A 23000-nucleotide genomic window follows, 5' to 3' on the forward strand; every position below is an offset into this window, starting at 1 on the left:
GGAGCCTGATAATGCATCATAACAAACATATGGGAGGAAAAGAAAATGAAAAAATTGTTATGTTTGGGGTTAAGTTTAGTTTGTGTATTTAGTTTGTTTGGATGTGACAGCAGTGATGATAAAGAGTCAACTGGTGGAGAAAAAGAAAAATTCAAAGTAGGAATTGTTCAGATTGTTGAACATCCTTCTCTTGATACAATTCGTGAAGCTACAGTAAAAGAACTGGAAGCTTCTGATCTAGATGTTGAAATTCTTTATGAAAATGCAAGTAATGATCAAAGTTTACTATCAACAATCTGTCAGAAATTTAAAGATGAAGACGTGGATGTAATTGTTGCAATCGCTACACCTAGCGCAATGGCAGCAGCAAACTTCTCAGATGATATTCCAGTAGTATTCTCTGCAGTAAGTGATCCTGTTGGAGCAGGTTTAGTAAAAGATCTTGAAAAGCCAGACGGAAATATTACAGGAACGAGTGATGAAATTCAGGTTGATTTAATTTTAGATTTAGCAGTTGAGATGTATCCAGAAACAAAAACAATTGGTTTCTTATATAACTCAGGTGAAGCTAACTCAGTATCAAACTTAGAAAAAGTTAAAGATTATGCAAGTAAAAATAATTTAGAAGTTGTGGAAGCAGCCGTTACTAACACAGGTGAAGTACAAACTGCGACTCAAACATTAATTGATAAAACTGATGTTATCTTTGCACCAAACGATAATACAGTTGCATCAGCAATGGATATCGTATCTTCATTAACTACAGAATCAAAAACACCATTGTTTGTTGGAGCTGATTCAATGGTTGGAGATGGTGGATTGGCAACTGTTGGAATTAATTATGAAGATTTAGGTACATCAACTGGTGATATGGTTATTAAAATCTTAAACGGAACTAGTCCAAGTGATATTCCAGTAAAAGTATTTAAAGAAGATTTAAGTGTATACATTAATACAACTGTTGCTAAAGCAATTGGATTTGATGGAATCGATAATTTGAAAGAACAACACGAGGACGTTGTAGAAGTAGAATAGAAAGAGGTTTATATGAGTCTTGGCACAATATTAGGAGCAATCGAATTAGGTCTTATCTTTGCGATTATGTCCTATGGAATATTCATTACATTTAAAATATTAGACTTTCCTGATTTAACCGTAGATGGAAGTTTCACCCTTGGCTGTGTAGTCAGTGCTACATTGGTATTGCAGGATCAATCCCTTTTAGGGATTGTCCTTGCAGTCGGTGCTGGAGCACTCGCTGGGTTAGTTACTGGGTTTCTGCATACAAAAATGAAGGTGCAGTACATCTTAGCAGGAATTATCACGATGACAGGATTATATTCCATCAACCTTAAAGTTGGTGGAAAGCCTAATCTTTCATTGTATGGGAAAGAAACAATCTTCACTTACTTTTCAAGTTTTTTAAATAACCTTGGATTACCTGCTGATTTTGTTTCTCGTTATTATAAACTAGTTCTATTAATATTAATTGTATTAATTCTTGGTGTCCTTTTATACTTATTTTTCAAAACACAAACTGGTTTGGCAATTCGTGCCACTGGTAACAATGAAGAAATGGTTCGTGCATCTTCAATTAATACAGATGCAATGAAAATGGCTGGATTAGCCCTTGCAAATGCTTTTGTGGCATTAAGTGCTTCTATCTATACGCAACATCAGATGTTCTATGATATCTCACAAGGGATTGGAATGATGGTGGTTGGTCTTACCAGTATTATTGTTGGTGAAAGTCTATTTGGAAGAAGAACCATCTTAAACAGTTTTATTTCACTGGTACTAGGTGCTATTTTATATCGTTTATTATTATCATATGCATTGTCGCTTGGAATGAATCCTAACGACTGGAAATTACTATGTGCAACATTAGTTGCTGTTGTAATCTCACTTCCAACGGTTAAGAAGTTCATCGAAAAGAAACAGAAGCAACGTTCAAAAAGGAGGAAAGTATAATGTTAGATATCAATAATCTCAGTATTACTTTTCACCCTGGAACCGCAAATGAAAAGAAAGCATTAAAAGAAGTATCACTACATTTAGATGATGGTGACTTTGTAACTATTATTGGTAGTAATGGTGCTGGTAAAAGTACATTACTAAATTGTATTAGTGGTTCTTATGAATCTGATGATGGAACAATTGTATTAGATGGAAAAGAAATCCAGTATATGAAGGAACATAAGCGTTCAAAAATGATTGGTCGACTATTTCAGGATCCTTTAAAAGGAAGTGCACCAGATATGACAATTGAAGAAAATCTGGAGTTGGCTTTCCGTAGAGGAAATAAGAAAAATGGTCTTTATGATCGTTTCCTGAAAATTGGTCTTACCAAAGATGAACGTGAATTTATGAAAGAGAAAATATCCCACTTGGAATTAGGTTTAGAAGATCGATTTAATACGAAAGTAGGATTGTTATCTGGTGGTCAGCGTCAGGCATTAACATTAATGATGTCTACCATCAATACGCCTACCCTGTTGCTGTTAGATGAACATACAGCAGCACTGGATCCAAAGACAGCGAAGAAGGTTATGGAAATTACTGATAAGGTAGTAAATGAAAATAAGATTACTACAATTATGATTACCCACAACATTCAACAAGCTTTGGAATATGGAAATCGTATGATTGTAATGAGTGAAGGTAATATCCTGATGGAGTTTAGCAAAGAAGAAAAAAGCAAAATGAGTGTAGAAGATGTAATGAAGATATATCAAAGTAAAAGTGCTCAAGACTTGTCCGATAAAATGATTTTAGATTAATCAAAACATAAGGAGAAGTTTGATGAAAAGATTAAAAATAGGAATTATAGTATGTTTATGTATCGTATTTATGGGTGGTTGCAGTAGCAGCAAAAGCGAAGAAAAAGTAAAAATAGGAATTGTTCAGATTAGTGAACATGAATCCTTAAATATAATTAGAGAAGCATATATTGAAGAATTTGAATCGTTAGGTTATAACGAAGATAATAGTGAAATTATATATCAGAATGCAAATGGTGATATGACAAACTTAAAGACAATTATGGAACAGATGGCAGCCGATGATGTAGATATCATTGTCCCAATCAGTACACCATGTGCCCAAGTTGCAGCACCATACGCAGATGATATACCAGTTGTATTTGCAGCAGTCAGTGATCCTGTTGCTGCAGGTTTAATGGATGATTTAGAACATCCAAACAACAACATCACTGGAGTATCGAATGAAATTCAGGTAGATCAGATTTTAAATGCAGGTATGACATTATACCCAGAGATGAAAACACTAGGTTTATTATATAGTTCAGGTGAAGTCAATGCAGTCAGTTCCATCGAGAAGGCAAAAAGCTATGCAAAGGAGCACAACCTTGAAATCGTGGAAGTGGCAATTAACAACACCGCAGACATTCAAAGCGCTGTCCAAACATTGAATGAACAAGTAGATGCAATTTTTATTCCCAATGATAATACCATTATTAACGCAATGGATATTGTCACTCCTCTAACTAGGGAAGCAAAAATTCCTACTTTCTGTGGTGTTGATACCTTTGTGAAGTCTGGTGGTTTATTAAATGTTGGTATTGATTATGTAGAAATTGGAAAAGAAGCTGCTCAGATGAGCAAGAAAATTCTTGATGGTACTCCAGTAGAAGAACTACCAGTAAAAGTATTTAAAGAAAATCTTAATTTATATGTAAATGAAACAACTGCAAAAGAGCTAGGAATTACCTTTGATTCATTAGTGGATTCCTACCCTGTTGTAACATTTGAATAAGTGAACGAAACGTAGATGATTATTCATTTACGTTTTTACTTTCCTTCATTAAAAATACACATTACTTTTGTACTTTTAATGCGGAGGAAATGTTATGTACTTAATAAAGAATGCGATACGAAACATCGTACGCTCAAAAGGTAAGAATCTTCTGATTGCTTCCATCATATTTGTAATTGGGTTATCTTGTTGTATTGCTTTATCAATCAAGCAGGCAGCAAATACCGCAAAGGAAGAAGGAATGGATCAGCTGAATATTACAGCAACCATCAGTTATGATCGTCAGGCAATGATGCAGGATATGCAACCGCCAAGTGAAGGTAGTGAAGACGAATCATCAAGTGAAGATTCACGTGAAGCAATGCGTGAGGCAATGCAGGGACAAAATCTGAGTTTGGAAGAACTACAGACATATGCCGAAGATAGTAATGTGAACGATTTCTACTATACTTCATCTTTATCACTAAATAGTAATGATGATCTTCAGGCAATTGAATCATCATCACAAGGATTTGGTGGTAATGGTGGTGGAGGAATGGGTGGTGACACTGAAATAATGTTCACCTCTGGAGACTTCACATTATTAGGTTATTCATCTTATGATGCAATGAGTGATTTTGTAAGTGGATCTAGTTCTTTAAGTGATGGAGAATACTTTGATTTGGAAAGTGATGATCAATGTATTATCTCAGAAGACTTAGCTACTTATAATTCAATTTCAGTTGGCGATACAATTACATTAATTAATCCAAACAATGAAAATGAAACATTTGAATTAACAGTTACTGGTATTTATTCTATGACTTCTACACAAGGTGGCTTACAAATGAGTGATCCAGCAAATCAGATTCTAACAAACACAGCAGTAGTTGACAGCATTACAGCAACATCTGCTGATAACAGTGAAAATGAAGACAACAGTTCTTATTTAGAATCAACAATCCAAGGAACATATGTATTCTCAGATGTTGCAGCATATGAAGCATTTAGTGAAGACGTATATGACTTAGGATTAAGTGATGAATTTGTGGTTCAAAGCGCTGATGTAACTTCTTATGAACAATCATTAGAACCATTAAACAATCTTGCAGATTATGCAAACACATTCTTAATTGTAATCTTAGTAATTGGTGGAGTAATCTTAGTTGTATTCCAATTATTAAGAATCAAGGAAAGAACATATGAAATCGGTGTACTAAGTGCAATCGGGATGAACCGTAAAAAGATTTCATTCCAGTTCTTAAGCGAATTATTTATTATTACCGCAATTTCAATGGTATTGGCAATTGGAGTCGGTAGTGCTACCAGTGTACCAATTACTAACGCATTATTAGAAAATGAAACAACGACAACAGATACTTCAAGCGATAGTGATTTCCCTTCTGGTATGGGTGGTGGCCAAATGCAAGGTGGACCTGGACAATCAGGTGGTATGGGAATGCAAAGTACCAACTATATTGATGAAGTATCAAGCGCTACAAACTTAACTGTAGTTATTCAAATTTTAGGCATCTCATTACTATTAACTATTTTATCAGGAGGTGTAGCAATCTTATTTGTATTACGCTATGACCCTATTAAAATACTTTCACAAAATGATTAGGAGGAAATAATATGAATCAATTAGAACTACAAAATGTTTCATTCTCATACAATGAGAAGAAATCAATCTTAAAGAATATTAATCTTTCTTTTCAAGAAGGTAAAATTTACGCCATTACAGGAAAGTCAGGAGCTGGTAAAACTACATTATTATCACTACTGTCATTACTGCAGAAACCAGTATCTGGTGACATTTATTACTGTGATAAGAATTTAAAGGAAATGGATCCTTATAAATATCGCAGTACACAGATTGGTGTTATCTTTCAATCCTATAACTTGTTACCACTATTGAATGCAGTTGAAAATGTAATGCTTTCTATGGATATTGCAAGTTTAAAAGATGTAGATAAAAAGAAACATGCAATTGAGTTATTAGAAAAAGTTGGTTTAAATGAGGAAGATATCTACAGACCAATTCGCAAGTTATCAGGTGGACAACAGCAACGTGTAGCAATTGCACGTGCAATGTCTTACTCCCCTTCATTGATTCTTGCAGATGAACCAACAGGTAATCTGGATTCGGATACAGAAAAAGATATCTTAAGCATTTTTCAAAAGTTTGCACATGAAGATAATAAATGTATTATCATCGTAACGCATTCTCCATCAGTTACAAAAGTAGCGGATTATGTTTATCGTTTATAAAGCAGTGCTTCGGCATTGCTTTTTTTCGCTTATATTTTTTTGCAATTCCTTGCGATTGCAGTATAATATTACTATAGTTTCAGGAAAAGAAGTGATCAGTAGTGACATTTACTTTTCATTAAACAATTATTTTGAAACTAATACGTTGCATTCGAAAGAAGTGACAGTGGAGGTACTATGAAAAAAACGAATATGAAGCGATTTACACTTTTCGCGCTATTTTTAGCGATTGAAGTTGCCGTAAGTGTAATTCCATTCCTAGGGTTTATACCACTAGGATTTATCAATGCCACAACATTACACATTCCTGTAATTGTTGCTGCCGTTGTATTAGGCAAAAAGGAAGGAGCCGCTATTGGGTTTGTGTTTGGTCTGATATCTTTGATTAAACATACAATGGAACCAAGTCTATCAAGTTTTATTTTCTCACCATTTGTAACAGTTGGAGAAACTAGTGGAAACTTTGCAAGTATCCTAATTGCAATTGTTCCTAGAACACTGATTGGATTTGTAAGTGGACTCATTTTTGAAAACTTAAAGAAACGAAAGATTAACGATGTTGTATCTGTCAGTATCAGTGCAGTAGCTGGATCACTTACCAACACCATATTGGTAATGGGGGGAATCTATATCTTCTTCGGTGGAGCATATGCTGCTACTGTTGGGATTGCTTATGAGGCACTCGTTGGATTTATTATGGGGATTGTAACAACTAGCGGAATCATTGAAGCAATTGTTGCCGCAATTATTGCAGTTGCCATTTATAAAGCAAGTAAAAAGACACTCAGTGGAATATAGGAGAATCTTATGAAAAAAACAGTTGTGATTGGAGTAACGAGCAGTATAGCTACATACAAAAGTGTTCAGTTAGTGAGTGATTTAATAAAAAAAGGGTATGATGTAGAAGTTATTATGAGTAAGAATGCAACCAATTTTATTCAACCGTTAACGTTCTCATCACTAACAAAACACAAAACTTATGTAGAGACATTTGATCGTGAAGTAGACTATGATGTAGAACACATTTCATTAGCTAAAAAAGCAGATGTGTTTATGATTGCACCAGCAACTGCAAATGTAATTGCTAAGGTTGCACATGGATTAGCCGATGATATGCTGACAACTACATTTTTGGCATCTACTTGTCCAAAAATTATTGCACCAGCAATGAATACTAAAATGTATACAAATCCGATTACGCAAGACAATATGAAAACCTGTAAATCTTATGGTATGAGTTTTGTTGAACCAAAGACAGGTTTACTTGCTTGTGGAGATGAGGGGTTAGGTAAACTTGCAGATATTGATACAATGATTGATGCTATTGATATGGCTTTACAAGAAAAGAAACCACTAGAAGGCAAACGTGTACTAATTAGTGCTGGACCTACCGTAGAAGCAATTGATCCAGTACGTTTTATCTCAAACCATTCAAGTGGAAAAATGGGATATGCAATAGCGAAAGCAGCTAGAAATCTAGGAGCGCATGTTACATTAATCAGTGGTCCAGTAAACCTTAAGCAATTAAATGGAGTAAATACAGTAAATGTAAAAAGTGCTCAAGATATGGCGTTCCATATGAAGGCGCACTTCCCTGATTGTGATTATATTGTAATGGCTGCTGCTGTTGCTGATTTCACACCAGAACATGTAGCTGATGAAAAAATTAAGAAAATGGATAACCAGAATACAATCAATCTAAAGAAAACCGAAGATATCCTTGCCTACCTTGGTAAGCAGAAAACAAACCAGAAAATTTGTGGATTTGCGATGGAAACACAAAACGTGTTAGAAAATGCCAAACGTAAATTCGAAGAGAAAAACTGTGATCTTCTGGTTGTTAATGATTTAAAAGTTGAAGGTGCTGGTTTTCAAGGAGATACCAATAAAGTTACTCTGATTAAAAAAGATGGTAATAAAGAACTTGAATTAATGAGCAAAGATGAACTTGCTTATAAGATATTAGAAGAACTACAAAAGGTATAAGGGAGAGACATATGTTAGTTGCTATTGATATAGGAAACACAAATATCTCAATTGGACTTTTTGATGATAGTAAGTTAATAGCGAATTATCGACTTACTACACTATCAAAAAGAACAAGTGATGAATATGGATTTTTAATTATTAGTTTCCTTCAAAACGAAAAAATTAATCCAGAAGATATTAAAGATATAATCATTGCGAGTGTTGTTCCTAAAATCATGCACTCATTCACAAACTCAATCCGTAAGTATTTTAAAAAAGAACCAATTATTGTTGGACCTGGTGTAAAGACTGGTGTATCAATTCGTATTGATAACCCCAGAGAACTTGGTGCAGACCGATTAGTTGATGTAGTTGGTGCTTATTATATCTATGGTGGAAATGTATTAGTCATTGATTTTGGCACTGCTACTACCTTTGATTATGTAAATGAAAAAGGTGAGTTTATCGGTGGTGCTACTAGTCCTGGTATTGAAATTAGTGCACAGGCATTATCATCTCGTGCTGCTAAGTTGCCTGAGATTGAAATTAAGGCCACTGGCACTGTGTTAGCTACTAATACTATTGATAGTATGCAGGCAGGTGTTTACTTTGGTTATATGGGTCATACAGAGTTTATGATTAAAAAATTCAAAGAAGAACTAGGAAAAGATATTAAGGTTGTTGCAACTGGTGGGTTAGGACGAATTCTTGCGGAAAACATTGAAACAATTGATGTTTATGATCCTGAACTTACCTTTAAAGGATTGAAGATCATTTATGATCGCACCAAAAAAGCATCTTCGTAGTTCAGATGAAGAATTAAGTAGAAGAGGATACATTGATCATCTTGATATAAGTGAATATCAAGATGATTTTTATTCTAATGTCACTCTGCTTAATGATAAAGATGCAGTAAATAGAAGTATTGCCGCAAGAAAGTTAAGTACTTATATTAACGAGAAGGATACCATACAACAATTATTAACTCGATTATTAATTGAAAAAGCACTGTATACAAAATTAGAAATTTGCAATTCGCTAAGCAAAGCAGATAAAGATGGAGTTACACAAATGCTTCCATATTTAGGAATCATTCCAAATAAACAATATACTAGTTTGCCAGATCGTGGTTCCAAGAAGAAAAGTTTTCCACTATCTAGAGATATTATTGCAAGGACAATTGGAAGAATGGATATTACCGTTTTGATTACATTGTTGAATGCTTATAACGATTGCACACTAATACAGAAAAGAGAATTGTTGGATGCAATTGGTTATCTGATATTTACAAACAATTATAAAACTGCAATTGTATTTGGGAAATTAAAGTATTGTTTTGAACATGAAACAGACGAAGTAATCAGATGGAAGATTGTAATTATCTTTAAATTCTTATTACCTTATTCAAAAGCGTTTCTGGAACAGTTTACAAAAGAAGATGGATTACTTTACGAAGAAGCACAAAAAGTATTATAAGATGAAGAACCCCGACAAAATTTGTCGGGGTTTTGATTATTTAAATACAATTACATTTTTCAGGCTAACTGCATTTCTTGCATTTTTTAAAGCATCTTCAAACTCTTCAATGGAGTATCGATTACTAACTATTTTATCTAATGGTAATTGCCCACAGGCAACCATCTTTGCACTTGTACGATAACTTTTCAAGCTAGCTCTGGTACACCCAAACACACGAAGTTGTTTGTAATGTAATACATTAGCATCAAGATGAACTTTCTCTCTTCCCTTTGGTAATCCACCAAAAAACAGAAGTCGTCCATTCATTGCCATATACTGAAAACTTTCTTCCTGAGCCTGAGGTGATGGTGCAGCTACAATACATAAATCTACACCCTTACCATCCGTTTCTTTCATTACCATATCTTTTAGATTTTCACTTGTATAGGTGATAAGTTTTGGTAAGATCGCTTTCGCATCTTTTAAACGACCTTCTTGAAGATCATTCATGATTACGTTACACGCACCTTTGGCATAAGCAAGCATTGCATGCATAATACCAATTGGACCAGAACCAATAATTAGTACTGTATCTCCAGGAATTACTCCTGCAATTAATTGACCATTATAAACGCAGCTAAGCGGTTCAATTAAAGATGCTTCCTCATAACTCATTGCATCATCAATTAATGTGATATTACCTTGTCGAACTGCTTTTGCTGGAACTCTAACATACTGCGCAAATCCTCCAGGCATGTTGATACCAAATGCTTCATAGTTATCACACAGGTGCGTTTCTCCACTAATACAGTGGTCACAAATTCCACATCCCATGTTAGGAGCCAAAGCAACTCGCATTCCTGACTTATAAAAGTTTACATTTGAACCAACTTCTACAATCTCTCCTGCAATCTCATGGCCAAGAACTAATGGATGTTCTTCGTCAACATTTGTATAACCATTGTTATACATCCGTACATCAGTCCCACAAATTGATGCAGCCCTCACCTTTACCAGAACTTCATTATCGCTAATTACTGGGATATCAACTTCGGTATTACGAACCTTTTCTTTACCCAATAATTGTACGACTTTCATTTTAGCCATTGCTCTTTTCCTCCTCAACATATACGATTCTTTCTTCTAGAAGTGACTGTAATGCAAGTCGTACTAAACGTACAGACATTAACCCATCATACCCAGTTACTTCTGGTTGTGTATTGTGTAAGATACAGTCAATAAAAGCCTGATCTTCTCTTGCATATGCATCTTTAAATAAGTATGTCCAACTATGCATTGCTGATTTATTTACTTCTCCATCTTTATTAGCAACCACTACATTCAACTTACTTTGATCACCAACTAAAATACTTCCATGGGTTCCTAAGATTTCAGCACGAGCATCATACCCATATTGAACATACTGCGCACCATCTACTGCTCCCAGTTTACCATCATTAAATTTCATATTCATCGAAACTGTATCATAGTAGTCTGGATATTTTTCTTTCATTTCAGGAGAACGAAAGTTTCCACCGATTGCATAAACACTTTCTACTTCACTACCAGTAAACCAGCGAAGTGTATCCAAATCATGAGAGTTTACTTCCCCAATTGGCCCACTACTCTTGGAAATATCATACATCCATTCTTTTAGTTCACTAGGGCCATGTGTTAATGACTTCACCAATACAACATCACCTATGACACCTTGATCAACTAATGCTTTTGCCTGTCTGAAACTTTCATCAAAGCGACGCATAAATCCAACTTGTAGTTTTACATTGTTTTCTTTTGCAACATCAATCATTAACTGACATTCTTCTTCATTTACTCCAAACGGTTTTTCACATAAGATATGCTTCTTTGCTTTTGCTGCTGCAACTACAATTTCACAGTGAAACTGAGTTGGCGTAACAACAATGACTGCATCAATATCATCATCTCTTAACACTTCACGATAATCACTATATCCAATTTCTACACCCAATTCTTCTTGCGCAGCTTTTAGTGATTCTACATTTGGATCACAAACTGCAACCAAACGAGCATTTTGTACATTTTTCGCATAATTTCGTCCATGTATCATCCCTGCTCTACCAGTACCAATTAAACAAACATTTATAGATTTCATTTTGCTTTACCTACGCTTTTGCATTCTTTTTAACTGCTTGCATTTTTAACGCTGTTACTAATAATCCACTTACTACTGTACCAACTGCTAGCGCTACTACATATAACAATACATTCGAAACTGCACCTGGAATCAAGAATACAAAGAACCCACCATGAGGTACCGCAATACCACAGTTGAATGCCATTGATAATGCTCCAGTAATTGCAGAACCTATTGTTACCGAAGCTAATACACGAATTGGATCAGCTGCAGCAAAGGGAATCGCACCTTCAGAAATAAATGACAATCCTAATACCCATGCTGATTTTCCTGCTTCTTGTTCTTCTGCAGAATATAACTTTTTATTTAAAATTGTTGATGATAATGCCATTGCTAACGGTGGAACCATACCTGTAATCATTACTGCACCCATAACAGTACTTGTTTCTCCAGTTCCTAAACTTGTGAGTGAAGCAACTCCAAAGAAGTATGCTGCTTTCCCTATTGGGCCAGCTAAGTCGATTGCCATCATTGCTCCAAGAATTAATCCCAATACAATTGAGTTCATTCCTGACAAACTGTTTAACCAATCCATAATTGCTTCATTTAAAGCAGTAATAGGAATACCAACAACAAACTTCATTACAAATCCAGTAATTAATACTGATAACACTGGAAGAATTAATATTGGCATTAATCCTGAGAATGATTGTGGTAACTTAATAATCTTTTTTAATCCAATAATTGTATAACCAGCAACAAACCCTCCAAGTAATGTTCCTAAGAATCCACCATTCATTGATGACATTAGCATACCTGCTAACATCCCTGGTACAAGACCTGGACGATCAGCAATTGAGTAAGCAACATATCCACCAAGAATTGGCCACATCAGACCCATTGCCAGCCCACCAAATTCATTTAATGCACCTGCAAGATCACCTTCTGAATTAATACCACCAAAAGCAAATGCTAAGGCAATACACAATCCTCCAGCCACTACAAATGGAATCATGTAAGATACACCAGTCATTAAGTGAGCATAAATTCCAGTTTTACTTGTTTCTACTTTTTCTGTTTTTGCTTCTCCATTATTATATATTGGAGCATCTAAACTACGTTTCAATAATCCTTTACCATCTTCAATTGCATCATTTACATCTACTTCTAATAACTTTTTCCCTACAAATCGTTCTTTCTTTACGGTCGTACTAGCAGCAATTACAACTGCATCTGCTGCTGCAATATCTTCTGCAGTCAATTGATTCTCAGCACCAATTGAACCTTGTGTTTCTACTTTAATATTATATCCTAACTCTTTCGCTGCCATCTCTAGTCCTTCAGCTGCCATATATGTATGAGCAATTCCTGTTGAACATGAAGTAATTGCGACGATCTTTTTCATAAAATATATCCTCCTTAATTATTCAAATATTTTATAAACATCTTCTTCACTTTTAACATTCATTAATGCATCACGAATTTCCTGATGCATCAGTTTCCTTGATAATTGACTTAAAATCTTTAAATGTTCATCTTTTGATGTCTCTGGTACTGCAATTAGGAATAATAAATGTACTGGTTTATTATCTAATGAATTATATTCAATTCCATCTTTGATTCTTGCAAAACAAAGACTTGGTTCTACTACTGTATCTGATTGACCATGAGGTATCCCCACACCAAAGCCAATCCCCGTTGTATACTCTTCTTCTCTTGTCATTACAGCATTGAAGTAAGTATCATAATCTTTTATTTTTCCTTCTTTCATCAATAAATCAATCAAAGATTGAATCGCTTCTTTCTTATCACTGACCTGTAAATCCAGATTCATTAATTGTGGTATCATTAAATCTTTTATTGACATATCACTTACCCATTTTGCTTTCTTAACTCTTCAATGATTTTGATTCCTGAACTTGTCCCCAAACGCTCAGCACCCGCTTCAATCATTGCTTCTGCAGTTGCAAGATCACGAATTCCTCCTGCAGCCTTTACTTTTACTTTGTCCCCCACGACCTGTTTCATTAACTTCACATCTTCAATTGTTGCACCAGCTGTCCCAAACCCAGTTGATGTCTTAACAAAATCTGGTTGAACTTCTTTTGCAATCTCACATACACGAATCTTTTCATCCTCGCTAAGGTAACATGTTTCTAAAATAACCTTACTAAGTACTTCATGTTCTTTACAGACATCTACAATCTCTTTCATTTCCCGTTTGATATATGCATCATTACCATCCTTTAATTCTGTAATGTTGATTACATAATCAATTTCATCGCAACCATTCTTGATTGCATCCTTTACTTCAAATACTTTCGTTTCAATTGTAGTCTGTCCTAATGGGAAACCAATTGCTGCTCCTACATGCACTTCACTATCCTTTAATAAATCTGCACATAGAGCAACTGGAAATGAGTTAATGGCTACCATTTTGAACTCATATTCCATAGCTTCCTCACATAGTTTTTTAAATCCCTCCTTTGTTGCATCTGCCTTTAGCAATGTATGATCAATCATATTTGCTATCATTTTTTCATTTGAACTCATTTCTTTTGTTTCTCCTTTTCATTTACAACTATATTCTATCATTTACTTTCATATTGTCAATATTTTAATTGTATTTATTTTCATTTGCTTTTGTTTTCATTTGTTTGTATTAAAAAAGACCATCCTTTAGATGGTCTGAACATTTATCTTTAAAGCTTCTAATTTCTGTAAGTCTTTCTTCTTTATATTCTTATCTGTTACTATCACATCAGCTTTTGTTGTTTCACCAAAAATACAGAAACTCTCTTTTCCAATCTTACTCGATTCAAAGAGGATAATTTTTTGTCGAGCAATATCCAACATTGCTCGTTTCAGTTCTGCTGTCCCTACATTAGGTGTAGAGTAACCACGTTCTATTGAAAAGGATGTGGTAGCCACAATTGCCTTGTCGACGGAATACTTTGCCATTTCTCTAATTACACTTTCACCTGCAGCATATTGGAAATGATTACGTACGGTTCCACCAAGAATCGTAATATTGAAATCAGTACGTTCACTTAGCATGATTGCTATCTGCAGATCATGGGTCAGTATATGCAAATCTTTTAAATCTGAATTCGCAAGAGCTGTTGCAAATGCCTGACAGGTAGTTCCTGTATCAATTGCAATAGAGTCTTCATCTTTCAATAGTGATACTGCATGCTCTGCAATCCGACGTTTCTCTTCTGTAACTTCACGAACATTCGGAATATCTTCCAAACTCTTATTATGATTACGAATCGCACCACCATGGGTCCTTACAAGTAAGCGACTATATTCCAGTTCACGAATATCAGTACGAATGGTACTTCCTGATACCTGAAAGATATCCACAAGATCAGCAACTTGTACCCTGCCAGTTTCATCCAGCAATCTTAATATTTCCTGTTTTCTTTCCTCAGCATAAAGAAATTTATTTTTTTCCATTACTTTGACATCCTTTCATATTCTTTCACTTAACCACATAATAACATCATTTAGTTTGAAATGAAAGTAAATAAAAAGGGCAATGCCCTTTACTTAATAAATTCTTTAATCATATCCAAGCGATCCATTGTATCTTTATACCCCAATTCAAACCAGCCTTTTAGCTTGTCTTGATCTTGTGTATAACGAGTAATTCCTTGGTCTTCACTTGGACGAAGGATAATCGCTTTTCCTTCTTTTTCCAGTTGCCTTATAATATCCCATTGCTTTTCATAGTTTAAATGACGAATCTTTAAATCTCTTGCTACATGTGGGAATTTACGGTATCTCATTTTCGCTAAACGAATTTGCCAGTTTGGTGCTGGCTTTCTAACATATCCTTCTTCTTTCGTAGAAATAAATATATGTTTTTCATTTCCCTGACGAATACTTTGTTCGATTGGAATCATATCAATTAACCCTGCATCCATATATAATCCATGATTGAACTTATACGGTTTTGTTAGTAACAGCAATGCACAACTAGCTTTAATCAATGTCTGGTCTTTTGTTAGAAAACTCTTGTCATAGTATTCTACTCTTCCTGAGTCAACATTGTAAACACCAATATCTAACTTTGTTTCACTTTTATAAAATGTATCATAATCCAAAGGTGCTCGCTCTTCTAGAAAACGAAAGGTTGCTTCAATTCCAAATAATCCACCTTCTTTAAACAATGGTCGAATACCCACTGCATCCTTTTGTGCTCCTGCTTCAATTCCAGTAATCTCTAAACGAAATGGCTGTCTTGATGCATAAGGAAGTAAATTCTCTGCACCAGCACTAATCCCTACACTATATGGGAAGTAAATTCCCTGGTCTAGAAAGGCCTTCAGTACTCCGCTTGTATAAGCTGCTTTTGTTCCCCCACCTTCACAAATTAATCCAACTTTTTGATTCATCATTTTCCTCCTACATAAGTGGTGCAAATATATTTAAGATAGCACGAAGAATACGAATTGGTAAATGTTCCTTCCTGCACATCTCATATGTTATTTGCTCACTCTCTTTAAGTGTGTCTAAGTAATCTTTTTTAATATCTGCAATCAAGCTGCTCTTATAGAACCAGATTCCACACTCATAGTGTAAATAATATGAACGGAAATCCATATTCGTAGTTCCTACAATAGCATATTTATCGTCGGCTACAAAGTTTTTCGCATGAACAAATCCAGGTGTATATTCATAAATCTTTACGCCATTCTTTGTCAGGTCCTGATAGTTGTGTCGTGTTAACTGAAACACATACCACTTATCAGGAATATGTGGAACTAAAATACGTACATCCACTCCATTCTTTGCAGCTAGTATTAAACTTGTCTTCATCTCCTGATCAATTACCAGATATGGAGTTGTAATGTATACATAATCCACAGCATTGTTGATCATATTAATATGCGTATATTCTCCAACATTTTCATCATCCGTTGGTGTATCTGAGAATGGTTGTACAATCCCATCATCCGCATAATCTTCAAAATATTCACGAGGTTTATGGAAATTCGCATAAACATCTTTTTCCTTTTCATCAAAATTCCAGAATTGTAGAAACATCAGTGTAAAACTCCACACTGCTTCTCCTTCAATCATGGCACCGCCATCTTTCCAGTGCCCAAAACGTTCTATTTTATTAATATACTCATCCGCAAGGTTGACCCCTCCAGACATCGCAACAACACCATCAACAACAAATATCTTACGGTGATCACGATTATTCATCTGTACTGCAATACGTGGTTTAATCGGATTAAACACTTTGGTTTTAATCCCCTTCGCATTTAATACTCGATCATAATAATTAGGTAATTTTGATGCACATCCAAAATCATCATATAGTAAACGAACATCAACACCTTCGGCAACTTTTCGCTCTAATATTTCTAATATTGTTGACCACATATACCCTTCATCAATAATAAAATATTCCAGAAAGATAAATTCTTTTGCACTTTCAAGTTTTTCAATCATCACTTCAAAGTTTGATTCTCCAGTCGCAAAAAAAGTTGTTTTTGTTTTCCCATAAGGTGGAAACATCGATGAGTTCCAGATATAGTTCATCTGTTTATAAGCACCCTCATCATTTTCTGCCAGATACAAATAAGAATCAAGTTCCCCATCAATATAATTCATCATATCTCGATGCAAATCCTGATCACGAACGCGTAATGCTTTTGGAACTTGTTTTGCCCCAAACATCAGATACAGCAACCATCCAAAAATTGGTAAACCAATGATAGTAACCGCCCATGTCAGTTTATAGGATGGGTTATCACTTCGATTGATTACATAAATACCAACAATAAATGAAAGGATATTAAATACCATATAAGCATTCAATGAGAACATACTTAAAACATAGACTCCAAACAATAGAATACAAACTTGTACTATAATAAGAAATCCTACGATTACTATTTTATTGGTAAGTAGTCGTAATAGTTGTTTCATACATTCTCCCTATTTCTTCTTCTGCAAATATGCTACCAGCATTTCACAAACTCCATTTAATAGTCCTTCATCACTTGTAGTATCTTTTGAAGTCGATACATTTGGCACTGCCAACAGTTCCCCTTCACGATTACCACTTGTAATCATCATTGCTTTTGGTAATCCTTCAATTACCGTATTGTTCTTTCCTTCTTCTCCAATATGCTTTGTCTTCAGTGTTGTTTCACCTTTGTATACTTTTCCTAAGTCTTTCGCAATTGATTTACTGCTGCGATCACTCATCATTTGCAGCGTATCACCATTTCCTAAACAGAATAATGAAATTAACTGTAAGCTTGATTTATTTGCTTTTGTCAGATAATTCATGATTGCTGGATTGGCAACTCCACCTGCTGGTTTATTACCATCACTAAATATAAACATAACTTCCTTACGTCTGTTTGCAGGAAGTGCATTGGCAATATCCAAAGCCATCACAATTGCATTTGTATTGTTTACACGATTCTTTTTATTCCCAAACCCACGAAATACAAATATTAACATAAATCCAAGTAATACAAAGAATACTGGATATAAATACGTCATCACTTTTGCTGGTACCATTCCTGGCAGCAGATATGTAAATACCAATAATAATCCATAAGCAATAAACATTGGTATATAAGTAGGCACAAACATCTTCTTCATCTGATGAAATCCATCCTGTGGGAATGAACGATAGTTTGGCCACATAATTTTTGCTGGTGTATTATAAGGAATCACAAACGTTGTTTTTGCCTGTTTTGGACTTCCTATATATATATGTCTCGCTTTGGAAAATTTCACTCGTTCTTCTTGTAAGTCTGAAGTGTATCCTAGCTTTCCAAAATCTTCACTTATAGCATTGTAAAAAGCCATCTTTTCTTTTTTAGAAAACCTTTTTCCAAATTTATTTAAATACAGTTCTTTATAATTTTCCATCATCTAATACCTCAATAGTATCTATTATACATTAAATCAGAGATAAATTAATAAAAACATTAAAAATGTAAGAAATATGATAATTATTTACATTTGATGAAATTTGTTACATTTAGTATTGACATTTTGTTTCACAACCTTTATGATATATCCAATACAAAAAATGTTGACTAGGAGAGTACATATAATAAATGTATTAAGCGAGATAACGGTTGGTGAAAGGTTATCATACTATATTATATGGAAACGCACCTACGAGTGTCTGTGGGAAATAAGTATCACAGATCGCATCATCTAGCGTTATAGATAAGTGGCCTTAGGGCAACTAGAGTGGTACCACGTAAAGGATTCGGCGTCTCTGGAATATTTCCAGATGCGCCTTTTTTATATACTGGCGTCAACAATTGTATACCTAATAAACTAAAGGAGAAGAAACATGAAAAAGGAAATTAAAAAAATTGTATTAGCTTACTCAGGAGGTTTGGATACCTCAGTTATGATTACATGGTTAAAAGAAAACTACAACAACCCAGAAATTATTGCGGTTTCAGGAGATGTTGGACAAGCAGATGAATTAGATGGATTAGAAGAAAAAGCACTAAACACTGGTGCCAGCAAATTCTATGCACTTGATTTAAAAGATGAGTTTGTTGAAGACTATATCTTCCCTTGTCTAAAAGCCAATGCTGTTTATGAAAACGTTTATTTATTAGGTACTGCATTTGCACGACCAATCATTGGAAAAGGACTTGTAGACATTGCATTAAAAGAAGGAGCAGATGCTATTTGTCATGGATGTACTGGTAAAGGAAATGACCAAGTACGTTTCGAACTTGCTATAAAAGCTTTTGCACCAGAGATGCAGATTATTGCACCATGGCGTACATGGGAATTAAAATCTAGAGAAGATGAAATTGAATATGCAGAAAAACATAACATTCCATTAAAGATTAATAGAGAAACAAACTATTCAAAAGATAAAAATATCTGGCATTTATCACATGAAGGATTGGATTTAGAAGATCCGATGAATGAACCAAAATATGATGATATCTTAGAAATGGGAGTTACTCCGGAAAAAGCACCAGATGTTCCTACTTATATTACCCTTGAATTTGAAAAAGGAATTCCTGTTGCATTGGATGGTAAAAAGATGAAAGGTCAGGAACTGTTGTTAGCACTAAACAAAGTTGGTGGTGAAAACGGAATTGGTATCATCGATATGGTAGAAAACAGATTAGTAGGAATGAAATCTAGAGGAGTTTATGAAACACCTGGTGGAACGATTCTATATAAAGCACATGAATTATTAGAAAGTATTACCTTAGATAAGGAAACGCAACACTTCAAACAACATGTAGCAATTAAGTTTGGTGAAATCTTATACAACGGTTTATGGTTCACTCCATTAAGAGAATCATTAAGTGCATTTGTAGATAAAACTAGTGAAACAGTAAACGGAAGTGTGAAACTGAAATTATACAAAGGAACAATCTCAAGTGCAGGTATCTCTAGTCCAGATACATTATACTCTGAACAAATTGCTAGCTTTGGCGAAGATGATTCATATGATCAAAATGATTCAGCTGGATTCATCAATTTGTTTGGTCTTCCAATCAAAGTAAAAGCAATGTCAGATGCAAAAAAGAAATAGCATGATTCGCTTATTAAGAATCGATGATTATTCTCAAGTATATAAATTATGGACACAGATAGATGGTATGGGGATGCGTTCACTAGATGATTCCAAAGAAGGAATTGAAAAGTTTCTAAAACGTAACCCTACCACAAACTTTGTGGCTATAGAAGATAACCAGATTGTTGGTATTATCTTATGTGGTCATGATGGACGTAGAGCATACATCTATCATACTGCAGTTAAAGTAGACTATCGTAAGCAAGGAATTGCAAATCTATTAGTAGAACATGTGAAAGATAGTTTATTAAAAGAAGGAATCAATAAAGTTGCCTTGGTTGCATTCAAAAGTAATCAATTAGGTAATGACTTCTGGCAATCTGTTGGATTCACAAAGCGCGATGATTTATATTATCGAAATTTATCACTTAACTCAAATAACAAGTAGAAAAGGAGCACACTATGAAATTATGGGGAGCAAGATTCACAAAAGAAAGTAATCAGAAACTAAATGACTTCAATTCTTCTATTGGTGTTGATTCACTAATGTACAAAGAAGATATCCAAGGTAGTATTGCTCATGCAACAATGCTTGGTAAACAAAATATTATTCCTATCACGGATTCAAATTTGATTATTCAGACGTTAAAAGAAATTGAGAAGGATATAGATAACCAGCAACTGGAAATTGATCCAACTGCTGAAGATATCCATATGTTTATTGAACAGGAACTGACAAGCAGAATTGGAGATGCTGGTAAGAAGTTACATACAGCAAGAAGCCGTAATGATCAGGTTGCTTTGGACTTTCGTCTATATACAATAAAAAAAGGAAATGAACTCGTCGAGTTACTAAACACTTTTATTGTTGTACTTTGTAAGAAAGCAGAAGACAACACGGAAACAATTATGCCAGGGTATACCCACTTACAAAGAGCACAACCAATTACCTTTGCTCATCATTTGATGGCATATGTGGAGATGTTCAAAAGAGATATTGACAGAATCTCACAAAGTATTGAGCGTACCAAAGTATCACCACTTGGTTGTGGTGCTCTTGCAACTACTACCTATCCAATTGATCGTGAACTAACAAAAGAATTGTTAGGTTTCAATTCTATAGCTCTTAACAGTTTGGATGGAGTTAGTGATCGTGATTTTGCAATTGAGTTAGCGAGTGATATTTCTATCACCATGATGCACTTATCAAGACTAAGTGAAGAAATTGTTCTTTGGAGTTCATGGGAATTCAAATTTATCGAATTGGATGATGCCTTTGCGACTGGTTCAAGTATTATGCCGCAAAAGAAGAATCCTGATATCTGTGAACTGATCAGAGGAAAAACTGGTAGAACATATGGTAACCTAAATAACTTACTCGTTATGATGAAAGGATTATCACTTGCATATAATAAGGATATGCAGGAAGACAAAGAAGCATTGTTTGATAGCATTGAAACTTTAATTGTATGTTTGGAAACCATCACTCCAATGATGGAAACATGTACAGTAATCAAAGAGAACATGCGTAATGCAGCAGCCAAAGGATTTATCAATGCTACTGACTGTGCTGATTACCTTACGAAAAAAGGTATGCCATTCCGTGATGCTTATCAGGTAATTGGAAAATTAGTAAATGATGCAATTGAAAATGACAAAGTATTAGAAACATTAACGCTTGAGGAATACAAGCAAGCAAGTGATTTATTTGAAGAAGATATTTATGAAGCAATCTCATTAGAGACTTGCGTAAATAACCGTAATGTTGTTGGTGGACCTGCTCCATCAGTTGTAAAAGAACATATCAAAACTGTATTAGGTAAATGAAAGGAGTAAACATATGGAAAAAATAAAAGTTGGAGTAATTGGTGCCAGTGGTTATGCTGGAGCTGAACTTGTCCGTTTACTGCTTTCCCATCCAAACGTAGAAATCGGTGGTATCTATTCAAGAAGTTATACAGGAAAACCAATCAGTGATTTGTATCCAGGTTTTCAAAACGTTTCTTATTTAGTATTCGATGATGAAGATAGTGTTATTCATAATAGTGATGTCATATTTGCATCATTACCTCATGGAATTAGTGAGAAGTATGCTAAAAAATGTTTTGATGCAAATAAAAAGTTTATTGATGTTGGTGCAGACTTTCGTTTATACGATGAAGAAGATTATAAAGAATGGTATAACCTTCCTTATAATGAAAAGGAACTTCATAAAGAAAGTGTATATGGATTATCAGAAATATATAAGGATAAGATCAAAGATGCATCAATTATTGGTAACCCTGGTTGTTATCCAACATCTGTTGCACTTGCAATGTATCCAATTCTAGCCAACACATTACAAAGTGATGATCATATCATTATTGATGCAAAATCAGGCGTCACTGGTGCTGGTAAAGAATTAAGTGAAGGAACTCACTTTCCTACGATTAACGAAGGATTTCATCCTTATAAAGTAGCACAGCATCGTCATACACCAGAAATTGAACAAAGCTTAAGTGATTTTGCTAAGAAAGATATTACAGTTACCTTTGTTCCTCATTTACTACCAGTAAATCGTGGAATTATATCAACAATCTATTGTAAGGTAAATCCTGAAATTACATTAGAAGCGATTCATAAATTGTATTGTGATACATATATTGATCATAAATTTGTACGTGTCTTACCACTTGAAAAAGTGAGTGACTTAAAATATGTCACCTATAGTAATTACTGTGATATTTCACTTCATCTTGATAAACGTACCAATACACTTATCGTTGTAAGTGCAATTGATAATATGGTAAAAGGTGCCGCAGGGCAAGCAATCCAAAACATGAATATCATGTATGGATTTGAAGAAGATGCTGGATTAAATTATATTCCACCATCATTCTAGAGAGGATAGAA

The 23000-nt window shown here is 34.5% G+C and carries 23 protein-coding genes and 1 other annotated feature; of the genes, 14 read left to right on the forward strand and 9 right to left on the reverse strand.

Annotated features, from left to right (window positions below; translation table 11 throughout):
- Positions 1-45 precede the first annotated feature (45 nt).
- From J2S15_RS03305 to J2S15_RS03350, 10 genes are all read left to right on the forward strand, one after another.
- Positions 46-1035, forward strand: coding sequence for an ABC transporter substrate-binding protein (locus tag J2S15_RS03305; protein ID WP_307405455.1), 990 nt, complete (start codon positions 46-48; stop codon positions 1033-1035).
- A 12-nt stretch (positions 1036-1047) separates the two neighbouring features.
- A complete protein-coding gene (locus tag J2S15_RS03310) occupies positions 1048-1971 on the forward strand; it encodes an ABC transporter permease (protein WP_307405457.1) in 924 nt (307 codons plus the stop codon).
- A complete protein-coding gene (locus J2S15_RS03315; protein ID WP_307405459.1) occupies positions 1971-2780 on the forward strand; it encodes an ABC transporter ATP-binding protein in 810 nt (269 codons plus the stop codon). The genes J2S15_RS03310 and J2S15_RS03315 overlap by 1 nt, the downstream gene beginning before the upstream one ends.
- 22 nt (positions 2781-2802) lie before the next feature.
- Positions 2803-3774, forward strand: a complete 972-nt coding sequence (locus J2S15_RS03320; protein ID WP_307405461.1) for an ABC transporter substrate-binding protein — start codon at positions 2803-2805, stop codon at positions 3772-3774.
- A gap of 94 nt (positions 3775-3868) precedes the next feature.
- The gene (locus tag J2S15_RS03325) at positions 3869-5377 is read left to right on the forward strand and encodes an ABC transporter permease (protein WP_307405463.1); all 1509 of its coding nucleotides are present in this window, start codon (positions 3869-3871) and stop codon (positions 5375-5377) included.
- 11 nt (positions 5378-5388) lie between these two features.
- A complete protein-coding gene (locus J2S15_RS03330; protein ID WP_307405465.1) occupies positions 5389-6024 on the forward strand; it encodes an ABC transporter ATP-binding protein in 636 nt (211 codons plus the stop codon).
- A 177-nt stretch (positions 6025-6201) separates the two neighbouring features.
- On the forward strand, positions 6202-6822 hold the full coding sequence (locus J2S15_RS03335; RefSeq protein ID WP_307405467.1) for an ECF transporter S component: 621 nt from the start codon (positions 6202-6204) through the stop codon (positions 6820-6822).
- A gap of 9 nt (positions 6823-6831) precedes the next feature.
- A complete protein-coding gene (gene coaBC, locus J2S15_RS03340) occupies positions 6832-8010 on the forward strand; it encodes a bifunctional phosphopantothenoylcysteine decarboxylase/phosphopantothenate--cysteine ligase CoaBC (RefSeq protein WP_307405469.1) in 1179 nt (392 codons plus the stop codon).
- 11 nt (positions 8011-8021) lie between these two features.
- Positions 8022-8798 (forward strand): type III pantothenate kinase, encoded by a 777-nt coding sequence (locus J2S15_RS03345; RefSeq protein WP_307405471.1) that lies wholly within the window; start codon positions 8022-8024, stop codon positions 8796-8798.
- Entirely contained in the window at positions 8770-9468 is a 699-nt protein-coding gene (locus J2S15_RS03350; RefSeq protein WP_307405472.1) for a hypothetical protein, read from the forward strand. Before J2S15_RS03345 ends, J2S15_RS03350 begins: the two co-directional genes overlap by 29 nt.
- Positions 9469-9504: 36 nt before the next feature.
- On the opposite strand, the gene J2S15_RS03355 is transcribed toward J2S15_RS03350, so the two are convergent.
- The 9 genes from J2S15_RS03355 to J2S15_RS03395 all read right to left on the reverse strand — a co-directional run bounded on the left by J2S15_RS03355 (position 9505) and on the right by J2S15_RS03395 (position 18472).
- Positions 9505-10557, reverse strand: coding sequence for an alcohol dehydrogenase catalytic domain-containing protein (locus J2S15_RS03355; protein ID WP_307405474.1), 1053 nt, complete (start codon positions 10555-10557; stop codon positions 9505-9507).
- A complete protein-coding gene (locus J2S15_RS03360) occupies positions 10550-11584 on the reverse strand; it encodes a Gfo/Idh/MocA family oxidoreductase (RefSeq protein WP_307405476.1) in 1035 nt (344 codons plus the stop codon). Before J2S15_RS03360 ends, J2S15_RS03355 begins: the two co-directional genes overlap by 8 nt.
- Before the next feature lie 10 nt (positions 11585-11594).
- A complete protein-coding gene (locus J2S15_RS03365; protein WP_307405478.1) occupies positions 11595-12971 on the reverse strand; it encodes a PTS fructose transporter subunit IIC in 1377 nt (458 codons plus the stop codon).
- 18 nt (positions 12972-12989) lie between these two features.
- Positions 12990-13433 (reverse strand): PTS sugar transporter subunit IIA, encoded by a 444-nt coding sequence (locus tag J2S15_RS03370; protein ID WP_307405481.1) that lies wholly within the window; start codon positions 13431-13433, stop codon positions 12990-12992.
- Between the two features lie 5 nt (positions 13434-13438).
- Positions 13439-14119 (reverse strand): deoxyribose-phosphate aldolase, encoded by a 681-nt coding sequence (deoC, locus tag J2S15_RS03375; protein WP_307405483.1) that lies wholly within the window; start codon positions 14117-14119, stop codon positions 13439-13441.
- 126 nt (positions 14120-14245) lie between these two features.
- Positions 14246-15025: a DeoR/GlpR family DNA-binding transcription regulator gene (locus J2S15_RS03380; RefSeq protein ID WP_307405485.1), complete on the reverse strand. Its 780-nt coding sequence runs from the start codon at positions 15023-15025 to the stop codon at positions 14246-14248.
- 89 nt (positions 15026-15114) lie between these two features.
- The gene (locus J2S15_RS03385) at positions 15115-15966 is read right to left on the reverse strand and encodes a patatin-like phospholipase family protein (RefSeq protein ID WP_307405487.1); all 852 of its coding nucleotides are present in this window, start codon (positions 15964-15966) and stop codon (positions 15115-15117) included.
- Between the two features lie 10 nt (positions 15967-15976).
- Complete coding sequence (gene cls / locus J2S15_RS03390) at positions 15977-17512, reverse strand: cardiolipin synthase (RefSeq protein ID WP_307405489.1); 1536 nt, start codon at positions 17510-17512, stop codon at positions 15977-15979.
- Between the two features lie 9 nt (positions 17513-17521).
- Positions 17522-18472, reverse strand: coding sequence for a hypothetical protein (locus J2S15_RS03395; RefSeq protein WP_307405492.1), 951 nt, complete (start codon positions 18470-18472; stop codon positions 17522-17524).
- A 157-nt stretch (positions 18473-18629) separates the two neighbouring features.
- Positions 18630-18835 (forward strand) — a binding site (T-box leader).
- A gap of 73 nt (positions 18836-18908) precedes the next feature.
- Here J2S15_RS03395 and J2S15_RS03400 point away from each other — a divergent pair.
- From J2S15_RS03400 to argC, 4 genes are read left to right on the forward strand one after another with little or no spacing between them, the layout of a single operon-like run.
- Positions 18909-20126 carry an argininosuccinate synthase gene (locus J2S15_RS03400; RefSeq protein WP_307405493.1) on the forward strand — a complete coding sequence of 406 codons (1218 nt, stop codon included), beginning with the start codon at positions 18909-18911 and terminating at the stop codon, positions 20124-20126.
- Position 20127: 1 nt separating this feature from the next.
- Positions 20128-20556 (forward strand): GNAT family N-acetyltransferase, encoded by a 429-nt coding sequence (locus tag J2S15_RS03405; RefSeq protein WP_307405495.1) that lies wholly within the window; start codon positions 20128-20130, stop codon positions 20554-20556.
- A 14-nt stretch (positions 20557-20570) separates the two neighbouring features.
- The gene (argH, locus tag J2S15_RS03410; RefSeq protein WP_307405497.1) at positions 20571-21935 is read left to right on the forward strand and encodes an argininosuccinate lyase; all 1365 of its coding nucleotides are present in this window, start codon (positions 20571-20573) and stop codon (positions 21933-21935) included.
- A 13-nt stretch (positions 21936-21948) separates the two neighbouring features.
- Positions 21949-22989, forward strand: a complete 1041-nt coding sequence (argC, locus tag J2S15_RS03415; RefSeq protein ID WP_307405499.1) for an N-acetyl-gamma-glutamyl-phosphate reductase — start codon at positions 21949-21951, stop codon at positions 22987-22989.
- Positions 22990-23000 lie beyond the last annotated feature (11 nt).

Source organism: Breznakia pachnodae, assembly GCF_030814225.1.
In the GTDB taxonomy this organism is placed as follows: Bacteria; Bacillota_I; Bacilli_A; order Erysipelotrichales; family Erysipelotrichaceae; genus Breznakia; species Breznakia pachnodae.